24 protein-coding genes and 1 riboswitch are annotated in these 23379 nt (G+C 47.3%); of the genes, 12 read left to right on the forward strand and 12 right to left on the reverse strand.

The window, feature by feature from the left end:
* Positions 1 to 2: 2 nt before the first annotated feature.
* Entirely contained in the window at positions 3 to 380 is a 378-nt protein-coding gene (locus BLQ44_RS08405) for an ATP-binding protein (protein ID WP_093193447.1), read from the forward strand.
* A 15-nt stretch (positions 381 to 395) separates the two neighbouring features.
* Entirely contained in the window at positions 396 to 704 is a 309-nt protein-coding gene (locus tag BLQ44_RS08410; protein WP_093193448.1) for an STAS domain-containing protein, read from the forward strand.
* An 11-nt stretch (positions 705 to 715) separates the two neighbouring features.
* On the opposite strand, the gene BLQ44_RS08415 is transcribed toward BLQ44_RS08410, so the two are convergent.
* Positions 716 to 1285 (reverse strand): GNAT family N-acetyltransferase, encoded by a 570-nt coding sequence (locus BLQ44_RS08415; RefSeq protein ID WP_093193449.1) that lies wholly within the window; start codon positions 1283 to 1285, stop codon positions 716 to 718.
* 644 nt (positions 1286 to 1929) lie between these two features.
* Between BLQ44_RS08415 and BLQ44_RS08420 the strand changes: the two genes are divergently transcribed.
* Positions 1930 to 2829: a nuclease-related domain-containing protein gene (locus BLQ44_RS08420; RefSeq protein WP_176757476.1), complete on the forward strand. Its 900-nt coding sequence runs from the start codon at positions 1930 to 1932 to the stop codon at positions 2827 to 2829.
* Between the two features lie 334 nt (positions 2830 to 3163).
* Here the strand turns inward: BLQ44_RS08420 and ilvA are convergent, their stop codons facing one another.
* The 4 genes from ilvA to BLQ44_RS08440 all read right to left on the reverse strand — a co-directional run bounded on the left by ilvA (position 3164) and on the right by BLQ44_RS08440 (position 7257).
* Positions 3164 to 4444 (reverse strand): threonine ammonia-lyase IlvA, encoded by a 1281-nt coding sequence (gene ilvA, locus BLQ44_RS08425; protein WP_176757477.1) that lies wholly within the window; start codon positions 4442 to 4444, stop codon positions 3164 to 3166.
* Positions 4445 to 4535: 91 nt separating this feature from the next.
* Positions 4536 to 5426, reverse strand: coding sequence for a diacylglycerol/lipid kinase family protein (locus tag BLQ44_RS08430; protein WP_093193451.1), 891 nt, complete (start codon positions 5424 to 5426; stop codon positions 4536 to 4538).
* Positions 5423 to 6277 carry a DUF1206 domain-containing protein gene (locus BLQ44_RS08435; RefSeq protein ID WP_093193452.1) on the reverse strand — a complete coding sequence of 285 codons (855 nt, stop codon included), beginning with the start codon at positions 6275 to 6277 and terminating at the stop codon, positions 5423 to 5425. Before BLQ44_RS08435 ends, BLQ44_RS08430 begins: the two co-directional genes overlap by 4 nt.
* An 83-nt stretch (positions 6278 to 6360) precedes the next feature.
* A complete protein-coding gene (locus tag BLQ44_RS08440) occupies positions 6361 to 7257 on the reverse strand; it encodes an AEC family transporter (protein WP_093193453.1) in 897 nt (298 codons plus the stop codon).
* A gap of 115 nt (positions 7258 to 7372) precedes the next feature.
* Here BLQ44_RS08440 and BLQ44_RS08445 point away from each other — a divergent pair, with 115 nt between their 5' ends.
* The 4 genes from BLQ44_RS08445 to BLQ44_RS08460 all read left to right on the forward strand — a co-directional run bounded on the left by BLQ44_RS08445 (position 7373) and on the right by BLQ44_RS08460 (position 11677).
* On the forward strand, positions 7373 to 8863 hold the full coding sequence (locus BLQ44_RS08445) for a Mur ligase family protein (protein WP_176757478.1): 1491 nt from the start codon (positions 7373 to 7375) through the stop codon (positions 8861 to 8863).
* A gap of 298 nt (positions 8864 to 9161) precedes the next feature.
* The gene (locus tag BLQ44_RS08450; RefSeq protein WP_093193455.1) at positions 9162 to 9956 is read left to right on the forward strand and encodes an ABC transporter ATP-binding protein; all 795 of its coding nucleotides are present in this window, start codon (positions 9162 to 9164) and stop codon (positions 9954 to 9956) included.
* A gap of 15 nt (positions 9957 to 9971) precedes the next feature.
* On the forward strand, positions 9972 to 10919 hold the full coding sequence (locus BLQ44_RS08455) for an ABC transporter substrate-binding protein (protein ID WP_093193456.1): 948 nt from the start codon (positions 9972 to 9974) through the stop codon (positions 10917 to 10919).
* Positions 10919 to 11677, forward strand: a complete 759-nt coding sequence (locus tag BLQ44_RS08460; protein WP_093193457.1) for an ABC transporter permease — start codon at positions 10919 to 10921, stop codon at positions 11675 to 11677. Before BLQ44_RS08455 ends, BLQ44_RS08460 begins: the two co-directional genes overlap by 1 nt.
* A 241-nt stretch (positions 11678 to 11918) precedes the next feature.
* Here BLQ44_RS08460 and BLQ44_RS08465 read toward each other — a convergent pair whose 3' ends face one another.
* Positions 11919 to 12371 (reverse strand): winged helix-turn-helix transcriptional regulator, encoded by a 453-nt coding sequence (locus BLQ44_RS08465; RefSeq protein ID WP_093193458.1) that lies wholly within the window; start codon positions 12369 to 12371, stop codon positions 11919 to 11921.
* 146 nt (positions 12372 to 12517) lie between these two features.
* Between BLQ44_RS08465 and BLQ44_RS08470 the strand changes: the two genes are divergently transcribed.
* From BLQ44_RS08470 to BLQ44_RS08480, 3 genes are all read left to right on the forward strand, one after another.
* Positions 12518 to 13048: a DUF4242 domain-containing protein gene (locus tag BLQ44_RS08470; RefSeq protein WP_093193525.1), complete on the forward strand. Its 531-nt coding sequence runs from the start codon at positions 12518 to 12520 to the stop codon at positions 13046 to 13048.
* Between the two features lie 24 nt (positions 13049 to 13072).
* Entirely contained in the window at positions 13073 to 14131 is a 1059-nt protein-coding gene (locus tag BLQ44_RS08475; protein ID WP_093193459.1) for an acyl-CoA dehydrogenase family protein, read from the forward strand.
* A 310-nt stretch (positions 14132 to 14441) separates the two neighbouring features.
* The gene (locus BLQ44_RS08480) at positions 14442 to 14948 is read left to right on the forward strand and encodes a GNAT family N-acetyltransferase (RefSeq protein ID WP_093193460.1); all 507 of its coding nucleotides are present in this window, start codon (positions 14442 to 14444) and stop codon (positions 14946 to 14948) included.
* A 106-nt stretch (positions 14949 to 15054) separates the two neighbouring features.
* Here the strand turns inward: BLQ44_RS08480 and BLQ44_RS08485 are convergent, their stop codons facing one another.
* Both BLQ44_RS08485 and BLQ44_RS08490 read right to left on the reverse strand, forming a co-directional pair.
* Entirely contained in the window at positions 15055 to 16479 is a 1425-nt protein-coding gene (locus BLQ44_RS08485) for a sodium/glutamate symporter (protein ID WP_093193461.1), read from the reverse strand.
* 61 nt (positions 16480 to 16540) lie between these two features.
* A complete protein-coding gene (locus BLQ44_RS08490; RefSeq protein ID WP_093193462.1) occupies positions 16541 to 17098 on the reverse strand; it encodes a TetR/AcrR family transcriptional regulator in 558 nt (185 codons plus the stop codon).
* A 183-nt stretch (positions 17099 to 17281) separates the two neighbouring features.
* Between BLQ44_RS08490 and BLQ44_RS08495 the strand changes: the two genes are divergently transcribed.
* Positions 17282 to 18043 (forward strand): SDR family oxidoreductase, encoded by a 762-nt coding sequence (locus tag BLQ44_RS08495; RefSeq protein WP_093193463.1) that lies wholly within the window; start codon positions 17282 to 17284, stop codon positions 18041 to 18043.
* A gap of 672 nt (positions 18044 to 18715) precedes the next feature.
* Here the strand turns inward: BLQ44_RS08495 and BLQ44_RS08505 are convergent.
* Positions 18716 to 19285 carry a nitroreductase family protein gene (locus BLQ44_RS08505; RefSeq protein ID WP_093193465.1) on the reverse strand — a complete coding sequence of 190 codons (570 nt, stop codon included), beginning with the start codon at positions 19283 to 19285 and terminating at the stop codon, positions 18716 to 18718.
* A 77-nt stretch (positions 19286 to 19362) separates the two neighbouring features.
* Entirely contained in the window at positions 19363 to 20220 is an 858-nt protein-coding gene (locus BLQ44_RS08510) for a MurR/RpiR family transcriptional regulator (RefSeq protein ID WP_093193466.1), read from the reverse strand.
* A gap of 189 nt (positions 20221 to 20409) precedes the next feature.
* Here BLQ44_RS08510 and BLQ44_RS08515 point away from each other — a divergent pair, with 189 nt between their 5' ends.
* Complete coding sequence (locus tag BLQ44_RS08515) at positions 20410 to 21753, forward strand: GntP family permease (protein WP_093193467.1); 1344 nt, start codon at positions 20410 to 20412, stop codon at positions 21751 to 21753.
* A gap of 244 nt (positions 21754 to 21997) precedes the next feature.
* Here the strand turns inward: BLQ44_RS08515 and BLQ44_RS08520 are convergent, their stop codons facing one another.
* Positions 21998 to 22393, reverse strand: coding sequence for a hypothetical protein (locus BLQ44_RS08520; protein ID WP_093193468.1), 396 nt, complete (start codon positions 22391 to 22393; stop codon positions 21998 to 22000).
* Between the two features lie 48 nt (positions 22394 to 22441).
* Positions 22442 to 23149 (reverse strand): DUF421 domain-containing protein, encoded by a 708-nt coding sequence (locus tag BLQ44_RS08525; RefSeq protein ID WP_093193469.1) that lies wholly within the window; start codon positions 23147 to 23149, stop codon positions 22442 to 22444.
* 126 nt (positions 23150 to 23275) lie between these two features.
* Positions 23276 to 23321: riboswitch (PreQ1 riboswitch) on the forward strand.
* Positions 23322 to 23379 lie beyond the last annotated feature (58 nt).

The following is a 23379-nucleotide window of genomic DNA, read 5'->3' on the forward strand; positions in this document are numbered from 1 at the left end:
CGATGCGCACGTCGCAGGTAAGTATCGAATTTACCGAGGATTTGCTGAAAGTGGTACGTCCCTTTATCCGGGAATATCTATCGCACCTTTCAGAGAAAGGAATCCATGCAGAAGTGGGCATCAACGAGGCGTTGAATAATGCTTTTTCCCATGGAAATGACAAAGGCACCGTTCGTCTCACAATGTATGAACAGAACAGAAAGCTGATTGTACGTCTGAAGGACAATGGGGAAGGATTCGAGGGAAACAGAACGCCGCACGTACCTCCAGGCGAGCTCGACCATGGGAGGGGGCTGTTTTTGATGGAATCTTTTTTTGAGCGTGTCATTTATAATAGAACGGGGAATGAGTTACTGATGATGAAATACATACGTGATTAAAAGGAGGCAGGCACAGTGATTATCGAAAAACGACTGGCAGTAACCAGCGGGACGCCGGAGTTCACACTGAAAGGGTCCCTTTATGCAGAAGCAGCGAACGACTTAAGAAACCGTCTCCTACACTTCATCGACCATGAAGGAAGCAACCTGATCTTAAGCTTCAGCGACGTCGATTACATTGATTCGGCAGGGCTTGGCGTACTCATCTCCACTCATAAGAAACTCGAAGCTAATGGGGGGACCCTTACCATCGAAAATCCTACCGGAGCCGTCCGGGAAATTTTCGAACTGACGAACCTCGATCAGATTTTACACATGAAATAAGGGAAAGAGCCTCACGTGGCGCTCTTTCCCTTCGTTTTTTCCCATTCACTTCTCATGATCCCCATTTTCACAGCATCGAAGTAATCCCCGTCCACCTGACGAGCTTCACGGACGCGGGCTTCTTCTTTCATGCCTACCTTCTCCCCGACACGAATCATCCGGTCATTTCCGGACCATGTACTCATGCCGAGTCGATGAAGATCGGTCGCTTCGAACAGATAATCAATCCATAGCTGATACGCTTCCGTGCCGTATCCTCCGTTCCAATAATTCTTATCGTAGATAACGATCCCCGTCTCAAGCCAGTCCGTATTCGGATCCACCCAGTAAGCACCAACGGTACCCACAACCTGACCTTCAATTTCTATGACCAGAGAACTGGGGACATCTTCGTAAATATAGTAATGATGTTCCCAACTATCGTAAAATTCCTCTATCGTTGCCTGTGGTTCAGGGATATAAGGACCGTTCCAGTCTCTTGAAGCTTGTTCTTCTTCTTCAAACTTCCAATAATAGATGACATCCACGTCCTCTGCCGTCGCTTCTCTCAGCAACGTCTTCTCTCCCTCGATTTCAACCATCGTCTAACCCCTCCGTCTACCTTTGCCTTTCGTCTCTATCTGACACCATTATTTCAAAAATGATAAAAAACTACAATAGGAAAGCGGAGAAGGCCCGTTTAGAAACTTCAGTCATAAGGAGAACTGTCAGACAAAAAGCGCCTTTTCTTTTTTCTGATCTGTTCTCCTTATGGCTCGGAGTTTCTGGCCTTCGTAGCTAGACAATAAAAAAGCGAAGACACCTTGCTCAGCCCTTCTCGCATAAGTGAAAATCAGCCTAAAGAAGCGCCCTTCTTCTTTATGGGTGGTTTTCACTTATGTCGCTAAGGGCTAGGTGTCGCAGCTAGACATGGAAAGCGGAGAAGGCTCGCCTAGAAGCTCTGGCTTCGCTTCAGGAATCAGGCTTTGAGATGAAAATTCAGTCAAAAGATCGAAAATCGTCTCATTCCTTTCCGAATGCCGTAATTTCCTACTCATTTAGAAGAATTTTATCGGATTACAATTCTAATAAGGCAATTCTGTCGTTACAAACAGGAAAAAACACTCCATAATTCCTGCACAGCTGAAACCAAAGCATCTTCCCCAAAGATTTTTTGAAAACAAAAGCTCTTTCTGTAGAAAAATAGGGTATAATAAGAAACATCTTACAGGAAAGGATGATGTTTTTGCTCAAAAAAGATCGACACCCACCACTACTATTGAAAGTTCTCGAAGCTCTGGAAAAACGAAAGTCCCTGACCACGTATGAGGCTGACACCAAAAGGCGCCTTCTGAAAGGATGGCAGGGCGAGAAACTATTCGACAGCATGACAGAGAACATCCCGGGCCACCAATTCATCCTCAACGATGTGCGTTTGAACCATCGGGGCACTACCTTTCAAATCGACACCCTCCTCATCAGAGCTACGGAAATCCATATGTATGAAGTGAAGTATTACGATGGCGATTATTTTTACGAAAATGGCGATTTCAAGCTTTCTTCCGGCTCCCCCATTCTAAATCCTCTTCATCAATTAGAGAGGGCTAAAACGCTACTCACCCAGTTCCTGGAATACCACAATTTTTCCCTCTCCGTCCATGCTTATCTCGTATTCCCCCACCCACAATTCTTCCTGTATCAGGCACCGCCCATCCGCGAATTCATTTTTCTTTCCCAGTGGGATCAGCATGTCAGAAACCTGGGATCCAGTATCCCCCTTCCTAGATATGCCGATGCGCTGGCAGATCTACTTAGTTCCCTTCACAAAAAAGACCAACCGAATTCCGACTTCCCTTCCTATCACTATGACGATTTTCAGAAAGGGTTGTTGTGCCCCGGGTGCCACTCCCCCGTGCATTCAGAAACAAAGGTTTGCACGTGTGACAAATGTGGCTCTACCTCTTCCATTTCTTCCCTGGTGCTGCAAGCTGCAGAGGAACTGGAAGCTCTCTTCCCCGCAGATCCCCTCACTACCGGCCGGGTTTATGACTGGTGCGAGAGGACAGTTTCAAAGGAACGGATTCAGCGAGTGCTTGCAGGCAATTTCGAACAGAAAGGAAGGTATCGCGGCACTTATTACGTATAATTTAAAAATGGATTCATGTTTTTTCCATTAAATAGTTTCAATAAAATCCATTATCATCCGTAGATATCGATTTCTTCCCCGGCTCCCTCCCAGCCGGGGATTTCTTTTTGCATTCGTAGAATGATACACTATCCCGAGGCTTTTTTTAAAAAAGCACCTCATACTTCAAGCTATCCGATATTTTCCCGCTCTTCATCACGAAAAATATCGCATTCCCGATTTTATGAGGTATTTTTCCCCATGAACCTAAAAAATCTATCCCATTACAGCCCCAACCAACCATCCTCATCTACAAAAAAGATCCCTCCGAAACTTCGGAGGGACCCTGCAAATGCTAGACGAGGAGATTGAAGAGCTCCTGGTCTTTGTTCAGTTCTGTATAGGTGAATCCGTTCTCTTCCATCCGCTGAACCAGCCCGTCGTAATCGTCGTACTGCTTCAGCTCGATGCCGACAAGAACCGGACCTTTCTCACGGTTGTTCTTCTTCGTGTATTCAAAGCGGGTGATGTCATCCGTCTCACCGAGCACATTCAGCATGAACTCACGAAGAGCACCGGCACGCTGTGGGAAATTGACGATGAAATAGTGCTTCAGCCCTTCATAAATGAGGGAACGCTCTTTCATCTCCTGCATCCGCGAGATATCATTGTTTCCTCCACTGATGACGCAGACGACATTTTTCCCTTTGATATCTTCCCGATAAAAATCGAGAGCCGCTACCGGCATTGCTCCGGCAGGTTCCGCGATGATGGCGTTCTCGTTATAAAGACTTAAGATTGTCGTACACACCTTACCCTCAGGCACGCTGACGACATCTTCCATGATCTTCTGGGCGATTTTGAACGTGAGATCTCCGACTCTCGCCACCGAAGCTCCGTCCACGAATTTATTGATTGATTCGAGGGTCACGACTTCTCCCTGATGCAGAGACGTTTTCATCGAAGAAGCACCCGCAGGTTCGACACCGATGATCTTCGTATCAGGGGACTGATCTTTGATATACGTACCGACGCCTGAAGAAAGACCTCCGCCACCCACACTCATGAACACGTGGGAAATCGGTTCGTCCATATCGTCCATGATTTCTTTTCCGATAGTACCTTGCCCTGCTATGGTCCGCTTGTCATCGAATGGATGAACAAATGTCATCCCTTCTTCATCACAAGCTTTGCGGGCTTCCTTATAAGATTCGTCGAAAGAATCACCGGTGATGACGACGTCTACCCACATTCCTCCGAAAAAGGCGACCTGGGAAATTTTCTGCCTTGGCGTGGTCGTCGGCATGAATATTTTCCCTTTGATTCCGAGTTTCTGACAGGACATCGCAACTCCCTGCGCGTGGTTTCCGGCACTTGCACATACGACACCCTTCTCACGATCTTCTTCACTCAAGTTCTTGATAAGGTTATAGGCCCCGCGGATTTTGAATGAACGCACGGGTTGCAAGTCCTCACGTTTCAGATAGACATTGCATTCATAACGCCTTGATAATACTTCATCTTTCAGGAGTGGCGAATGGATTGCGGCTTCCTGCACCGTCTTCGCCGCTTCCCGAATATCATCGGCTGTAACCAGATTATCCATAACTTGAACCTCGCTTTTATTTACGCTCATAACCCCATCCTTCTCTCTAACGAATTTTAAGGACTATTTTAACATAGGACCTGGGGTTTGACAGCTTTAATTCTTTTTTTTCTAGCATCCGTCACTTATCAGGAACGAATACATTCAACTCATTATGCAACACGCTTGCTTCAAACGGCAATGGCATCCCTTCATCTCCATCGATATTCACGACGAGATCCTCTCCGGAAGAAACGCTCAATTCCGAAGCTTTGAAGTATTCCACCTGCTCGTTACTCTTCAGTTCTCCCCGGAATAAATCAGGGATGAGTGTTACGACCTTAGGGAGGGACAATTCTTTCAATATAAATACGTGGAAGGCTCCGTCATTAACGTCCGCGTGTTCAGCGAACGACTCGATACCGCCTACCGAGTTCGTCAGTGCTACAAGCATCAGGTACGCTTCCCCTTCCCATCTGTTTCCATCGTACGTGATTTCCAGATCAAAAGGAGTTTCATTCTTGAAAGCACGTGCCCCTTCTATAAGATATGCAAGAGATCCGAACTTCGACTTTTGTTCAGGGCTCACGCGATAAGTCGCTTCTGCAATGGCTCCGACAGCAAGAACATTCATGAAATAGCGTTCCCCAACGATTTTTCCGATATCCACAGGCTTCGCTTCAGGATTCTCCAGAAGACGGATCGCCTCTTTTTCCTTCATCGGGATTCCAAGGGCTCTTGCAAAGTCATTCACCGTTCCGAGCGGGACGAAGCCGAAATCCGGAATGTATTCTTTCTCGGCAAGTCCATTGATACTTTCATTGATCGTTCCATCTCCGCCCATGGACACGAGGGTATCGTAACGCTCTTCACACGCCTCCTCTGCAAAGCGATGAGCGTCGTTCTCTCCTTCTGTATATTTCACGATCACTTCCTCATGGCGCTTCTTCAGTGCATCTATAGCTTCCTGTTCAAAAGAAAGCCCTTTTTCCTGGCCGGAAGAAGGGTTGATGATCAGCATCGCTTTCGTCATGACTTCTCCCTCTCTTTTTTACCGAATTGCATATGTTCATACCGTCCACGGGTGATTTGATAGACACCGTACAGCACTAACCCAAGTGCAACGAAGCCGAGCAACCAGCGACCGAACGGTTGACTGGCTATTTCCGAAAGGGCACCGTCCAGTCCTTTCGCCTGATCCGGATCATGGGTGATAGCTGTTTGAATAAAGAAAAAGCCGATAAGTCCAAGTACAATGCCACGGGCGGTAAGTCCTATCGTTCCCGAATTCTTTGCGATTTTCTTCTCGTGATCATCCATGTCTCCGAGTATGAACTTTTTCATGAAGTTCCTCGTGATACCGGTGATTAGCTCAACCACACCATAACCGATGACAATCGCTCCGAGACCGCCGACGATCCAGGGACCGAATGGCTGTTCGAGCAACCTGGCCGAAAGTGTCTGATTGGAATTGCCACTGCTGCCGGTCGCCGCATTCAGAGCGATTCTGATAGCTTGAACAGCAAGCGTTCCATAAATCGCAGCGTTGATAAGATAAGCGAAGCGTTTGATCAATGCTCCCGGGCTTTTCCCCTCACCTTTTGGATCATTGATCGCCTTTATGAGCACCCATAAGATATACATGAATAGACCGATACCGGTAAGCCATACGAGAATATTTCCAAGCGGCATAAGCGCTAGAGACTGAAACATTCCGGATGTACCCGTCGTCTTGCCTCCGAAGCCAAGAGCTGCAAGAAGAGAAAGTATACCTACGACCATATAGACAAATCCTTTGGCCATGTATCCCGTTCTTGCAAGTCTTCGTACCCAAGGTTTTATTTCTTCTTTCACCCGATCGTCCGTGTGGATCGACATCCCCATTTTCTTCTCCTCCTCTGCTGACTGTTGACTAGTTCTTTCCTATTTACTAAGGAGGAGTTTCCCTTTTTGTATAACGAAAAAACTTATATATACATAATCAGCAGTAATGGTACAGTTATGACACTCAAAAGCGTCGTCACAAGGGTGATGCTCGATACGAGCTCCGGGCGGGAATCGAACTGCACGGCATAGATCGTCGTCGTAGCCGCTGAAGGCATCGCTGCCTGGATCACCAGCACGCTCGCCATAAGATCACTCATCGGCAGTACAGCCACGAGGCAAAGGGCAATCACCGGGGAAACGAGTAGACGTACCGTCGAAGCGTAAGAAATCTTCATCCACTCCATCGATCTCATCCGTATTTCCGCGAGTTGCATTCCGAGGACCACCATGATTGTCGGAACTGTGGCGGCCGCTACCAGTTCAATGATACCTAAGACATTCCCACCCAGAGGTATGTTGGTGAATTTCATGAAAAATGCGAATAACACAGCGTATGTAGGGGGCATTTTCAACACGGACATTACAGCTATCTTCAGCCCGGCCACTCCTTTGGCAGCGTAATACACTCCGAAAAAATTCATGATGATCGACTGCATGACCATGAGAGAAACCGCATAGATGAACCCCTGCTCTCCGAAAGCGAACAGAATGATCGGGGAGCCGTAATTCCCTGAATTCATGAAAGCCGTCGAAAGAATCAGCGCACTCTCCGTGGACGATTCATAGTTTTTCCACCATGCATATACTTTGTTGATTCCTAAAATAATAATCAAAAGAAGAAGCGAGAAGACAAGCATCATGCCATACCCCTGATTCAGGTCCGCAGTATAGAACGTTTCGAACACCAGACAGGGAAGCATGATATACATTCCTACGGTAGAAACGGATTTGATATCCAGACGTACAGATTTCTGGAGAACAAAACCGGACAGGAATACAGCCAATACAGGCAAAACGACTTCGACAAACACACCCATTCCAACACATCCCTTACGCACAGATTCCTGTTCCAGTTTAACATTTAACGTTTCAATACTCTTCCGATAGGGAAAGGACATGAAACGACTTCAAATGACAGAAAGGGCATCCCTCATGATTAATTTAAAAGAAGCCATCCAGCCTCACTATATAGACTCCATCGGCCCCCTCGACCTGCCGATTCGTCAATTCAGCCTGCACTCCGCGGTGCCGAATGACGATGGCGTATTTTTTTGCAGGTCCGGACGCCTGAACAGCCTTGATTTCATAGAAGAAGCCGTGGAAAACGGAGCGATATGCGTGATTGCAACGGAAAAGGAGCTGTTACAAAAGTACAGCGACTTTCCGCACATAACGTTCATCGTCGTCCAGGATCTTTCTGCAGTGATGACGACCCTTCTACAAAAAGTGTACCAGGAAGCTTACGAAGACATGGAATTTTACGGGGTGACCGGGACTAATGGCAAGACCACCGTCACCTACCTGGTCTCCTCTCTCCTTAACCGATTAGGATTCAAGACCGGCTCTGTCGGCACAGAAGGTGTGATGACCCATGAACTTCGCCACAGAGATTACCATAAAACGACTCCGACGACCCCGGAGGCACCAGAACTGGCGCGGATCATCCATACCTTCAAAGAAGAAGAGTACCAGTCCATGGTTTTCGAAGCGACATCGATCGCTCTCGATCAGAAACGGACAGCGTTCTTCCCCGTAAATGTCGGCATTTTCACGAACTTCAGCAAGGACCATATGGACTATCACAAGACCATCGATCATTATTTACAGAGTAAAATGAAACTTGCAGAAGCGGCCGAGACGCTCATCTACTCGCTGGACGAGCCCGCTTTCCGTGGTCTCGCTGAGAAAGGAAAGCCGACAGTGACCTTCAGCTTGCGTCATCCGGAAGCAGACCTTTACGGAGAGAACATCGTTTATGACGAAAGCGGCAGTCGCTTTCACCTATACGCCGATGGTCGTGTATATGATGTGTACACTCCTTTTGTCGGGGAGCACAACATTTATAATGTTATGAGTGCCTGTGCCGTTCTTTACTCGAAAGGAGTGGACATGGAACGGATTGTCGAAGAGGTGTTTTCCATCCCTCCTCTTAGAAACAGGTTTCAGATTGTAACCATTTGTGACCGGCGCTTCATCCTTGATTTCGCCCATACACCTGTAGCGCTGGAGCAGACGCTCGATGCCGCTCGAACTCTGACAGACGGGAAGCTGATCGCTATGGTGAATGGCATCGGTCTTCGGGGACTTGAGAAAGCGAAGCACATGACGCAGAAGATCGGACCTGATATAGACGAAATTGTACTTGGAGCAGAACAAGTCGGATACACAGAACCGGGAGACGTCCTAACAGCAATGAAAGAAGCACTATCGCCGATGATTTCTTCTAAGAAAGTGACCACAGCTCCCAGTCGAAAAGCAGCGATTTACGAATGTATCGATAAGTCATTACCGGGAGATACGATTCTCCTTACTGGAATCAATGAACCTCAGCATTATAAAGGTACCCTCATTCCGCACGATGATCTTGAAGAGATCCGCAATTATTTCAATTTATCTTGCTGTGATTTAAAGAAGACGATGTAACCTTACACCAACTCCTGGTGTAAGGTTTTTTTATGTGCTGGTCTTGAGATGATTTTTCAATTTGAGGACATGCCGGGCGTTTTCGCGGACTTGGTAGGCTTTTTTGCGGACCTTCGACGGGATTCGATAGCTATTTGCGGAGCTATCCCGACTATTTGCGGATCTGAAACAAGTTCCTGAACAGGGGGATTCCTCTTTTCATTTTAAAGGTTGATTTTTTGAACCTGCTATATTATGATTACTAACAACTAAAGCCGACTAAACTCATAAGAATTAAAGAAATTGAGGAGGAGATTCAATGAATGCGGATCATACAGAGCCACTTGTCCATATGGATGATGTCCATAAGTCTTTTCATAAAGCGAAAGACGAAGAAGTCGTACTTAAGAATATATCGATGGATGTGAAAAAAGGAGAATTCATTTCCATCCTTGGGCAGAGTGGTTGCGGCAAAAGTACCATCCTGAACCTTATTGGCGGATTTGAAAAACCTTCACAAGGAGAAATCCGCATACACGGAGACAAAGTTCTCGAACCTGGAAGACATTGTGTCATGCTTTTTCAGGACTATGGATTGTTGCCATGGAGGTCTGTCGTCAGAAATGTCGAACTCGGCCTTGAACCACTTAAGGTATCACAGAAAGAACGACGGGAGCGGAGTCTGGAATACCTGAAGCTGGTCGGACTTGAGAACAGCTACCATCAGTTCCCCGGCGAATTATCAGGTGGAATGAAACAGCGCGTGGCTATCGCGAGAGCGCTTGCGATGAAGCCTGAGCTGATTCTGATGGATGAACCATTTGCGGCTCTCGACACGTTCAACCGTTATCACCTTCAGAATGAATTATTACGTCTCCAGGAAAAAGAAGGGACTACAATCGTGCTTGTTACCCATGATATCGACGAAGCTGTCTATCTGTCGGACCGCCTATTCGTCATGAAGCCGTCGCCCGGGATGATCAGTAAAGAGATAGTCATCAACACCTCGAAACCTCGGGACCGGAGCCATAGCGATTTCCAGCATTACCGGAAGATGATCTTTGAAGAGTTCCACTTCAATCAACCTGTACACCAGCCCGAATTCCAAATTTGAAAGGAGAAGCAGACGATGAGTAAAACGAACGTAGCCATTCTTATGATTACCCTAACCATGGTGTTCACCTCTGCCTGCGGTACGAGTCAGGCCGGAGAGAAATCGACTTTGAAAATCGGCTATCTCCCGATCACGCATGCTGCTCCTTTATATTTTGAAAAAGAACTGAACGGTACCTATGCCGGTGGAGCTGAAATCGAACTCGTAAAATTCGGATCGTGGATCGAATTGATGGATGCTCTTAATACCGGGAGAATCGACGGGGCGTCCGTGCTTGTGGAGCTGGCGATGAAAGCGAAGGAGAAAGGAATCGACCTGAAAGCTGTAGCCCTCGGCCATAAAGACGGGAATGCTGCCGTTGTCTCTCCCGAAGTGGATAGCGTGGAAGATCTCAAAGGGACATCTGTAGCCATCCCGCATACGCTCTCCTCTCATAATATCCTTATGAAACGTATGCTCGACAAGGGGGATATGACCTACGATGACGTCCATATGGTCGAAATGCCACCTCCGGAAATGCCGTCGGCTCTTGCCACCGGGCAGATCTCAAGCTATATCGTAGCCGAACCGTTCGGTGCTCTCGGCGTCACGATGGATCACGGGAAAGTACTGTATCAGTCCGAGGAGTTGTGGCCCCATTCTTTATGCTGTGCGCTTGTGCTTCGTAACGACCTGATTCAAAATCACCCCGACCTTGCTCAAGAATTCGTGACAGGCTACAAAGAAGCCGGGGAAGCTGCCGGTCATAGCCATGAGGAATCCAGCGATATTCACAAAAAGTACTTGAACGTAACAGACGAAGCTCTGGAATTATCCCTTGGGTGGATTTCGTATGATGAATTGAAAATCAGAAAAGAAGACTACAATGTTTTGACGGAAAACATGCGGGAGATGGATCTGACGGAGGATCCACCGGCGTATGAAGACTTTGTGGATACTTCCTTATTGGAGGAGGCTCAGTAATGCAATCACGCTTTACGTATAAATTGATAAACGTTCTAACCGCAATCGCCATCCTCCTTCTCGTATGGCAATTGATCATATGGATCGGAAATTACCCGGAAGCTTTGCTCCCTTCTCCGCTGAAGGTGGGAGAAGGCATCGTGGAGCTGGTCCGGAGCGGTGTCATCTTTGAACATATCCAGGTCAGTCTCTTCCGCTTTTTCACCGGTTATCTGGCGGCAGTATGTTCAGCAGTCCTGCTCGGGTTGATACTCGGGCGCACGCAAAGGATTTGGGCGATTACGGACCCGATTGTCCAGGTGCTTCGTCCGGTTGCTCCTATCGCCTGGACCCCGTTCATCGTCCTATGGTTCGGCATCGGTGACATGCCGGCGATCGTCATCATTTTCATCGCAGCCTTTTTCCCAGTGCTGCTGACTACAGTGGCTGCCGTCAAAAGGGTGGATGAGACTTACTTGAAACTGGCTCAGAACCTTGAAATCAAACAGCCGCAGCTGATGTATAAAATCATCCTGCCTGCCGCCTTCCCGACGATTGTGAACGGCCTGCATATCGCTATCGGTACCGGGTGGATCTTCCTTGTCGCCGGTGAAATGGTCGGAGCCCAGTCCGGTCTCGGCTATCTGATCATCGACTCCCGGAATGCACTGGATCTGGATCTTGTCCTCGCCGGTATCATCTTCATCGGTGTGCTCGGGCTGCTTCTTGATAAGTCCGTCCACCTCTTTGAAGCATGGGTCGGCCGTCAATGGAGTTAGAAAAGTGAAATCACCCTGTTGAGGGAGTGAGGGAGAGCTGTTTATGCGACAGTTTTCACGAGACTTTCGCGAAAACTATCGCATGAAAGTAGGAATGGACGATAATTTCACGGAATACCACCCCAAATCATCCCATAACAAAAAATACAGGACAGTTTCTCCAAACATTCCGGTGAAAATCATCACATTACCATAAGCTCTCCACTATACAAAAAACCCGGCCTACGCCGGGTTTTCTTACTTACGCTCTTGAACTGACCTCCTCTTCCACCGGAAGCACGACCAGGTCTTCTTCCTCTACACTCGTATCACAGTGAGCACAATAGAAAGTCTGCTCCACTTCATGGTTGCAAGCTTCGTGGACCAGCTTCTTGTAACACTTGTCCAGGTTGTTACGTCCCCAGATCAACAGGGAATGGAAGACCGGTTCGAGTTCCTTTCCGCTCTCGGTCAACGAATAGCTATACCTCGGCGGATGCTCGGAATACAAAGACACAGATACCAGCTCACTCTGTTCGAGATACTTCAGTCGATCCGAAAGAAGATTGGAAGAAATACCTGTCAGCCCTTTCTTGATTTCATTGAATGTGGAAGCGCCGACGAGAATTTCGTGCAGAATCAAAAGGGTCCAGCGATCTCCCACGATATTCAGCGTCTGAGCGATGTTGCAGGGTAATTTATAATTTTCCTTCAATGCCTAAACATCCTTTCACTCATCAATTCATAAGAATATTTTAACATAAATCGGTCTACTAGGTTGATTTTTTGAACTTAGTGTAATAAGATAACTTTAAAGATAATCCCGATTATTTTTATAAGTTTTAGGAGGAATGAATGATTATGAGCTTATTTTTAGTAGAAACGCCCTTAGAAGGTATTGCAACAGAAGAAGATCTTAAGACTAAAACCGACAACCTGCAAGAAGTCGTCCAGAACCGTGGCGGCAACCTGATCGAAGTTCAAGTAGCCAAAGACTTCTCCCGCGCGTTTTTCATTTTTGAAAATGAAGACGAAGAATCTCTGGTAGAAACATTGAAACAGAACGGTGTACAGCCGGATCTGGTCAAAGACGTACGTCTCGTCGGAAAAGATCTGGAAGAAGTAAAAAATCAGGCAAGCAAGGTCAACTACCTCGTTCAGTGGAACCTGCCTGAAGATCTCTCGATGGATGACTACCTCGCACGGAAGAAGAAGAATTCTGTACATTATGCGGAAGTACCGGAAGTATCGTTCGAGCGGACGTATGTATGTGAAGATATGTCCAAATGCCTTTGCTTCTACGACGCTCCTGATGAAGATGCTGTCCAGCGTGCACGCGACGCTGTCAAAACACCTGTGGACTCCATTACGGAAATCTCGAACGACAAATAAACGGAGAAAGGAGAGAGCATTACTATGGGAAACGTTGCAACCCGCCCCGAAGAACAGAAGTGGCAAGACCTCATCCAGCAAGAGCTCAAACCTCTTGTTTCCAACATCGACCTTGAGCATCATTACCCGAAGCATTTTTTGAAGCAACTGGGTGAAAACGGGTGGCTCCGGTCAGCTTCGTTATCCGAAACGGATGTCTCTCTCCGTGAATTCCGCTTGATGGAAGACGTTTCGCACGCCTGCATGACTACCGGTTTCACTCTCTGGTGTCACTTGGCGGCTCTCACGTATGTAAGACACACGACAAACCGGTATCTGCAAGAAGAAGTGCTTCCTTCTCTTGAAGATGGGGCTGTACTGGCCGGAACCGGTTTATCCAATCCGATGAAATTTTACGGGGAGCTCGAAAGGCTCCTTTTGAAAGCGAAACGTACAGAAGGGGGCTATGTCCTTTCCGGCACCCTTCCTTCGGTTTCCAACCTCGGCGAGGACCACTGGTTCGGTGCTGTGGCTGAAACCGACGACGGAGGAAGAGTGATGCTGTTCGTTCCTTGCGACACAGAAGGAATCACGATGAAGGAAAAAGTCGACTACATGGGGATCAACGGCAGCGCTACGTACCGATTGAAATTTAACGACGCTTTCATTCCGGATGACTTCGTCGTTTCAGAAGATGCCGATGCCTTCGTGGAAAAGGTGCGTCCGTATTTCCTGATGTATCAGATTCCTTTGGGACTCGGGGTAACCGAAGCTTCGATCCATTCGATGAAGAAAATCAGCAACAAACAGGCTGGCTGTAACCAGTACCTGCCTGTACAACCGGAAGAGCTGGAAGAAGAATGGAACGTGAGACGCCAGGAGGTTTACCAGACGATAGAAGAAGGAATTACGTGGGAAACGCTCGTAAAACAGAGACTCGGCATTACGTACCTGACTCTGAAAGCCGCCAATGCAAGCATGATCCACAATGGAGGAGCGGGATATCTGAACATCAGTGCTCCCGCACGAAGACTGAGAGAAACCTATTTCCTCGTCAACCTGACTCCTACGGTGAAGCATCTGGAAAAATTACTGGCGAATTGAGAAGCAAAACGAAAACATGAAAAACTCCCGCATTTCTGTGTGTCAGAAGTACGGGAGTTTCCTATTTCTTATGGATAATTATTATAGCAGGGAAATAATAAAGCTGATAACTACAATCAAACCGATAATCATTAAAATCGTACGGATCATACGTGCTCACTCCCTATTCTAACGTAATTACTATACCTTTCCTTATATTTCTTTTTATGAAACCTTTCTATACATAATTCCTTCCATTTCCTCATGCTCCCTCTCTTTTCTTTTCCAAAAAGTCACAGTTCTGCTACGATAGATGCAGGAGGCGAAGTATATGGACAATCACATTCGGGTACGTCCTCTCGAAAAAGACGACATCCCTTTCATGCACAAACTGTATAACCAGAAGGAAATCATGGACTACTGGTTCCTCGAAGCCCACTTCCCCCAGGACCGGATCACCAGTGGGTATGATCAGATGAAGGAATCAGACAAGCATCGCCGGTTCGTCATCTGCAAAGACGAAAAAAGCATCGGTCTGACAGGCTTGTACGACATTGATCCTATCCACCGCAACGCAGAATTCGGGATTATGATCGATCCGGTATACCAGGGTAATGGCTACGCTACAGAAATAACGGAAATGATGGTGGACTACGGATTCCGCACCCTGAACCTACATAAAATCCACCTCGTTGTAGCTACAGAAAATAAGCCTGCCGCCCACATTTACGAAAAAGTCGGGTTCCACGTCGAAGGGGAAATGAAAGAACACTTCTTCACCAATGGCGCTTACCGCGACGCTTATATGATGGCCATCTTTCAAAACCAGAGAAAATGAACGCATTAGAAAAGGCGACGGATCCGTCGCCTTTTCTATGTCTTCTGCTCTCCATTTATAATAGTTACACAACACCTGTGGCGATGAAACACGGGCGTCTTATTAATCAAAATGATTCTGTGTTTTGTTTTCCGAAATAGAAAATACCTGCTGCCCAGCCGATCAGAGACATCAGGAAGGCGAAAATGAGAAACGGAATCGGCCCAAGCGAGTAGATAAGTGGCACGGAAAGCGCTGTGACAAGACCACCGCCCAGGAAGGGTTCGTAAATCAGCTGCTTGTAACCGAAGGCCTCCAGAGCCGGTGTCTCGACATTCGGGTCGACGATTCTCATGAGAAGAAGACCGGTAGCTGTGATCCCCATCGACTGTCCAAAGTCACCGATGGCCCTTTCGAACCAATAGGACGGAATCATCTTCTTAGCAAACAGCTTGAAGGCCAGAACGTTCCATCCGATACCGGCGATGGCCAGAAGCAGGAACGGTACAAAGTATTCTCCGATGACTGCCAAAGAAATCGTAGCGATTGCAGTCAAAATAAGCACGTCGAGCGAAAGCCCCTGTACCCTCATCACCATCTGACGATCCACCAGATTGAATCGGTCAAAACGATCGAGGAACAACTGCAACAGGATTCCTCCGATCATCGCCAATGGAAACAGAGGAATATACGTCATCACATACGTATCCGTCCACGGTCCCCAAGTGATGGCTTCCAAACCGATGAATGCCTGCTGAATTCCGTAGCCGATCAATATAGCGATACTGATCATCGCTACGTGAAACGAAAGTGGTTCAATCGATTCGGAACGAACTGTCATCTTACCGGCCGCTTCCCGATTTTCAAATTCACGGATTCCGAGCTTTTGAAGGTCGGAAAAAGAGTTCTCGTCCATTTCGATAGCTGTCTGTTTTTTTCTGGCCGCAATATTAATAAGAATAATTCCTACAATCACACCGGACAGCACACCGATGGTAGCAAGACCTACAGCGAGATCATATGCTTGCGGGAAGCCAAGCTCTTGGAACGTACTCTGCATCCCTGCCGCTGTTCCATGTCCACCTTCGAAACCTATCTCGATCAACGCACCAGCCATAGGTGGGATACCAAAGAATGGGGTCAGAATCAGCACAGCGATAAGTAGACCAATGACATATTGCCCCCATCCCACGGTCCAGCCGAACGCCAATTGGGGACCACCGTAATTCAATATTTTCTTAAGAGATGGGGTTTTCTTCCCGATGAACAATGAAGCGAAAATGACGTTGATCATCAATCCCGGTAGAGCTGCCCACACTTCTGTTATTCCTTCTGTAAACAGGCCTGTACTCCAAAAAGAATCCTCTCCGGTCAGAGGTTCCAATAGATTGCCGAGGACCTGAGGCCCAAGCAGAAGCGCTGCGAACCCTCCCAGGATGGAACTCGGCAGAAACAGAGACTGGAATAACGGAACACTTACCCTGATCATTTTTCCGACGAGCAAAAAGACCCCCATTACAAGAAGGGCGAACCCGATTACATTCGCTGTCATGTTTTTTCTCCTCTCCTATTATTGCTAGAGGGTTTTTCCCGAGGAGAATTGGTAATAAACGTCAATGCAATCGTTCACGTAAAATCAGAAGCAACTGCCTGGCCATGTAATCGGCAGAGTACCGATATCCTCCCTCTACCCATTCCATGATCATCCCATAGATTGCGTAAGCCTGATACCCGGCCATCAGTTCTTTTTCCACTTCCGTCCCCACTTCCCGACGTTCGAAATCCAACAACAGAAGATCTTTTAACTTCGCTGTTATCATTTTTTGAAAACCGGGGAGCGCTTCTGAGTCGACGACGACTTTGTAGAAATCCTTGTGCCTTTCGACATGGTGGAAGATTTTGATGTTCTCCGGCTTCAGCCGATCGATGTAGAATGGGTATACCTCATGGTAAGGTTCTTCGTAGGCCCGACTCAGATCATCCAGCACCTCTCCCGTCACTTCCTCCAACAATGCCTCTTTGTCTTTGAAATGTGTATAAAAGGCCGCCCGGCTATAGTCCGCCTTATCAACGATATCCGTTACTGATATATCTTTGAACTTTTCTTCTCTCATCAGTTCAATAATTGTATTTTTGAATACATGCTTTGTTCTCCTGATCCGTCTGTCCATTTTTTACACCTGCCCTTCTTTTGTCTGATATTCCCCTGATTCCTTACAAGGTGGTAAGTAATGTCTAATATCTTACAATACGTTCTTTATTGTGAATTGAATTATTCTCTATGCATTCATTATACTTACTATATAGATTAATAGACACCTGTCTATTAAATTCCTCTGAAGGAGTGATGTGTTATGAAACTAGAAGGAAAAGTTGCAATCATCACAGGGGCCGCTTCCGGCATGGGAAGAGCCATGGCTTTGAAATTCGCAAGCGAAGGAGCAAGTGTCGTAGCGGCAGATATGAATGAGGAAGGACTTCAGAAAGTAGTGGAAGAAATCACTGATCACGGCGGTACTGCTACAGCTGTCACCGTGAACGTCACAAATCAATCCGACATCGACAACATGATCGAAACGGCTGTTAACGAATACGGAACGCTCGATATTCTGGTGAACAACGCCGGAATCATGGATGGCATGGAACCTGCCGGAGAAATCACGGATGAAAAATGGGACAAAGTGTTCGATATCAACACCAAAGGGGTCATGCGTGCTACGAGGAAAGCTTTGCCTCTTTTTCTTGAGAAGCAAAAGGGAGTCATCATCAATACGGCATCTACCGGAGGCATGAATGGCGCTCATGCAGGCGCCATCTATACTGCTTCGAAGCATGCGGTCGTCGGTTTCACGAAAAACACAGGGTGGATGTATGCAGACAAAGGCATCCGCTGCAACGCCATCGCGCCAGGCGCCGTGGAAACGAATATAGGATCGACCATGCAGGGAGCAAGCGAAGCGGGAATGAAGCGGGCAGGAATGACCCATGGACTCTCTCCGAGAACCGGTTCTGCTGAAGAAATCGCCAATGTCGCCCTCTTCCTCGCATCAGACGAAGCAAGCTTCGTAAACGGCACTGTCATCACCGCCGACGCCGGGTGGACCTCTGCTTTTTAGAATGGAAAAGCGGAGAAGAACGTTCAGAAGCCCGAAATATAAGCGGACGAGCCTCATTTTGGAACGTTCTTTTTCCAAAATAGGGTTGGCCGCTTATATTTCGGGCTTCTGTTCTTCGCAGCTAGACAGGAAAAGCGGAATCCCCCCGCTTAGAAACCTCAGTCATAAGAAGCCTGGTCAGACAAAAGCGCCTTTTCTTTTTTCTGATCCTGGCTTCTTATGGCTCGGGTTTCTGGGTGATGCAGCTAGACATGAAAAGGAAAAGCGGAGAAGAACATTTGAACAGCTTACGATTATGAGGGGTTTTCGTGCGATTTGCTGCGAAATTCATCTTATAAAAATCAGTATAAAACGTTCTTGCCTTCCTTTGGTCAAAACCCGTCGGATATTCATAAATATGCGATGGGTTTTTCTGATATCTCCAGAAAACCATCGCATAAACCAAAAGACTCGTATCCTTTCAGAGCACCGATCGATTTGCCTCCCATTCATAGCACACAAATCAGCACGAACGTACCGCAAAATGAATAGAGGTCCACTCACAGAAAAATTTTATCAGCGAACGGTTCTATTCGCTTTTTCCCAACCGTTCGTTTCAAAATATTTCCCATAAACGTCCCGCAATCAGAAAAACCCTCCGCTTCTCTACCTGGAGAAACGGAGGGTTACCCTTTATTTCCTGAACTCGCCTTCCATCACGGACTCTTCGACCGGACGACGATCGGACGGTTGTTCTCTTTTCTGCATTTCTTCTTCAAGCTTTTCTTTCTCATCCTGATATCCGATAGCTACAAGGGCCTGTACCTCATACTCTTCAGGAATTCCGAGAACTTCGCGTGCCTTATCTTTATAAAATCCGCCCATGGCGTGGGTGATCAGTCCTTTTTTCCTCGCCTGAAGAGAAAGGAAGCCCCAGGCCGCTCCACTGTCGAACGCGTGCGTCTTCGCTTCTTTATCGGAAATGATCAACGCGAGAACCGGCGCTTTCTCACACCACTTCAGGTTCCCGTCCATCACGAAGGAATGGAAGTTCTCTCTGTCTTCTTCTGTTCTTGCGATAATGAAACGCCACGGCTGCATATTCATCGAAGAAGGGGCCCACCGAGCCGCTTCGAACACGCTCATCAGTTCCTCCTCCGGAACTTCCTTCTCCTGGAAAGAACGGGGCGACCATCGTTCGATGAACATATCGTCGATGTCATAGTCCGCTTTCCGATACTGTTTGATGTCTTTGATATCCATACTGTCCCTCCTAGTGCGTCTCTTCTTCTCTTTTATTATAGATTTCTTATTCTCTTCATTTCAAAACATCCGCTTTCCTACAGCTTCTTACCGAGCACCGCATTTCTGATTTTTTCCCAGGCGGTCGATCCTTTCTCTTTCCGCTTCACCAGCACATTCACATATAAGGCATCGATGACGCTCATCTGCGACATAGCAGCGGAAAGCATCTGCGGCCGGTAATCCGCTTCTTCTGCCACGGTCGAAAGGACGACGTCCGCTCTTTCACGGAGCGGGGATTTCGCGAAATTGGTGATGGCTACGACCGGTACGTTGTTGCTTTTCAGAATGTGCAGCATATCCAGCACATCCTTCGTCGACCCGGACTGGGAAATGAGGACGGCGACATCCGTTTCTTTCATCTGAGAGGCAGACATCATCTGCATGTGTGTATCGGGTTGACTGAAAACAGGAAGCCCCGTCCGTAGCATTTTATGATAAGCATCCTGAGCGACGATATTCGATCCGCCACACCCATAGAATTCTATTTTCTCCGCTTCGAGGAACAGTCCGACTGCTCTCGCCATTTCTTCAGCGTCCAGTACTTCCAAGGTTTCTTCCATCGTCCGGATGTTCGAGCGGAACACTTTCTCCGTCACTTTCGCCTCATCATCCGTTTCAAGAATTCCCTCCAGTTCTTCTTTCTCCGAACCGACCAGCTCAGAAGCGAGCTCTATTTTCATATCCTGATATCCTTTGAACCCCATCGTCTTGCAGAAGCGGAAGACCGTGGACACGGCGATACCGATCTCATCGGCTACTTCATTGATGGTCCCCTTCACGATCCTTTCCGGGTGCTCCAGGATATAGTCCGCCACTTTTCTCTCTGTCTGGGTGAATTGGGGATATTCGGAGCGGATTCTTATCAGACAATGTTTCCTTTCGTTCGCTGCCATAACCTTCTCCCCTTCTTCCTTCTGGTAGATTCATCATAATACGAATGGAGGGAAAAAGAAAATAATTTTGTCATCGCTTACAAAAAGAAAAATATTTTTCTGAAACCGATTGCAACGAAAAAATTTTTCATGTAGTATATGCGTTACAGTAAAAATTGAAATCACTTACATATACAGGAGGGAACAGCCATGTCACCAACTATGCTAATACTGATCGCCGTTGCAGGGATCTTCGGACTATTATATCTCGTCATTCGTACTAAACTGCACGCGTTCGTTTCATTGATGATCGTCAGTCTGCTCGTCGGTATCGCAGCAGGCATGCCGCTCGGGGAAGTCATTACAACTGTCGAAGAAGGAATGGGCGGAACACTCGGATTCGTCGCCATCGTCGTCGGACTGGGTGCCATGTTCGGGAAAATGCTTGAAGTCTCAGGCGGGGTCGAACGTCTCGCTCAGACATTGCTCGGTAAATTCGGAGAGGACAAATCCCAGTGGGCGCTTGGTATCGCCGGATTCCTCGTAGCCATTCCGGTATTCTTCGACGTAGGATTCATCATCCTCGTCCCTATCGTATACGGTCTTGCGAAAAAAGCAGGCAAGTCCCTTCTATACTACGGTATTCCGCTTCTTGCCGGACTAGCCGTTACTCATAGTTACATACCACCGACACCTGGACCAATCGCAGTTGCGGACTTGATCGGTGCCGATCTCGGCTGGGTCATCTTCTTCGGGATACTGGCCGGTATTCCATCGATGATCATCGCAGGTCCTCTGTTCGGAAGTTACATTGCGAAACGCATTGATGTGGCCGTTCCAGATTACATGGATTTTGAAGAAAAAGAATATGAAAAAGACCTTCCAGGGTTCGGAATGATCGCTTCTATCATTCTTGTACCGCTCGTGCTTATTCTTGTTAACACACTGTCGACCATCATTCTTCCGGAAGGTCATACCGTGAGAGCCATTACGACATTCGTCGGTAACCCGATTGTCGCACTGACCATCGCTACGTTGCTTACGTTCCGTTTCCTCGGAACGAAGAGAGGCTATTCCCGTCAGGAAGTCCAGGATATCGCAACGAAAGCGCTGGAACCTGCAGGTATCATCATCCTCGTAACCGGTGCCGGTGGCGTCTTCAAACAGATGCTCATCGAATCGGGCGTCGGGGATGTACTCGGGGAAATGATGGCTGGATCTCCATTGCCACCGATTCTTCTGGCCTTCCTGATCGCTGCCATCGTACGTGTCGCACAGGGATCCGCCACGGTGTCCATGGTTACAGCCGCGGGTCTCATTTCCCCGGTCATCGATGTTACTGGTCTTGAAGGTGCCGCCCTTGGACTGATTGTCATCTCGATTGCAGCGGGAGCTACTGTTCTTTCCCACGTGAACGACTCTGGCTTCTGGCTTGTGAACCGCTTCTTCGGTCTGGACGTGAAAGATACGCTGAAGACATGGACGGTCATGGAAACGCTGATCGGGTTAGTGGGACTGTCCGTCGCTTTGATACTCGGCATATTCATTACATGAGGAAGCAGTTATCCGACGCTTTTTGAAAAGTATTTGAGCAGAATCACCGCATATGTTTATTTATGGGACAGTTTCATTCTCGTCAGGAAAAAATTTATCCCATTACGGAATTTATGCCACAGTGTCACACCATCTTATGAAAATATTCATCTCATTTCACGGTCCTCTCTCGCCTGCAACCCCAGGCAGAGAGGACTTTTTTTCAAACAAAAAAGAAGCTCCTCCCGTAACCGGAACGAACTTCTCAATCCCACATCCCCTCGAGCTGCTGTTCGAGGCTTTTCTCTTTGCAATAAGGACAGCGCGCGGCATCCAGCCGGTCCTCATGAATCAGCCGCACGCTCTCGCTTTCGCAATACGTGCAGCACATGCCACTATGTTCGCGCGATCCATTCTGAAACTGGAATTCGATGAAAGGTTTATCCATCAGATTCAGACAGGTCTGACACTGGGCTAACACAAAACTGAAATGATAATCGCTCAACGCTTTCTCTTCACGCAGACTCTCCAGTTTCTGTCTTTCCCAGTAAGGAAACTCACTGATACAGCGGTCCAATGAGCCGTGACGCATACCGATTCCGGAACGGAAATGTTCCGAATAGCCGCATTCTCCGCACCACACCCTTGAAATCATCCCCACAGAATCGCCTCCGCTCTTCACTTGATTTCTTTTATTATACGCTATTTATTAGTGATATGTCGTAGATCTGCTACTTTCGGAGTCATTGTAGGTTTGGATGGTGAATCCGTCCTGTTCGCTCCATTCCAGGTAGTAGATGTCTTCTACCTCATATCCTTCCTCTTTCAATCCATCTCTGAGCCATTCTTCGTCTTTGTCTATCTTCTTAAGGGTCCCGTTATTGATACTCGCTTCTTCGATCAGTAAATAGGACATCTCACTCTCGTGGTAATCGATGCCCTGGTCCTCTCGGGTCACCGGTTGCCCGCCCGCCTTCTCAAGCACACTGAGCGAACCATTGTTTTCAAGAACCGCGTACTCCACTTCCGCTATCGAAAAAACTCCCTGCATCCGTAGCAGCGTACGTACCTGCTCCGCCTCCAGAAGATTGCGTTTCATCTCTTTGGCGTTCAGTTTGCCTTTACTGATGATGATGGAAGGTTCCCCTTTCATCAGATACCTCCAATTATCGAAACGCTGCGTCGTTCGTTCTACGATGAAAATAAGTACGCCCCATACCGCCAGAGCGAATAATATCTCCCAGAGCGACGTGGTCGTATCATATAAGGCATTATCTACGATTCCTCCCAGGATAAGAGTGTACACAAAGTCGAGCGGCGTTACCTGGGACATCTCTTTCTTCCCGAGAAGTCTCGTAACGATGATGATAGCCATAAGACTTATGGTCAATTTCAATAACGTATCTATGTATTCCATGGAATTCCTCCTTTTCCCCTGTTATCTTCCCTTTTATTCGAGAGAAAAACCGTCCCTGAGCCATTCTATGAATTTTTCTGGTTCCCTTTCTATTCATATATGCTATGATGGATAGACAAGTCTGTATATAAAGAGGTTCTTAGCCTAACCCTCTCTAAAAAACTAAGGACGAGCGATGCCTTGCCTTAGGTGTCGCTTTTTTTAGTTGGACAGACTTTCCACATTCAAAT

The sequence above is a fragment of the Salimicrobium halophilum genome (assembly GCF_900100295.1).
Lineage (GTDB): Bacteria > Bacillota > Bacilli > Bacillales > Halobacillaceae > Salimicrobium > Salimicrobium halophilum.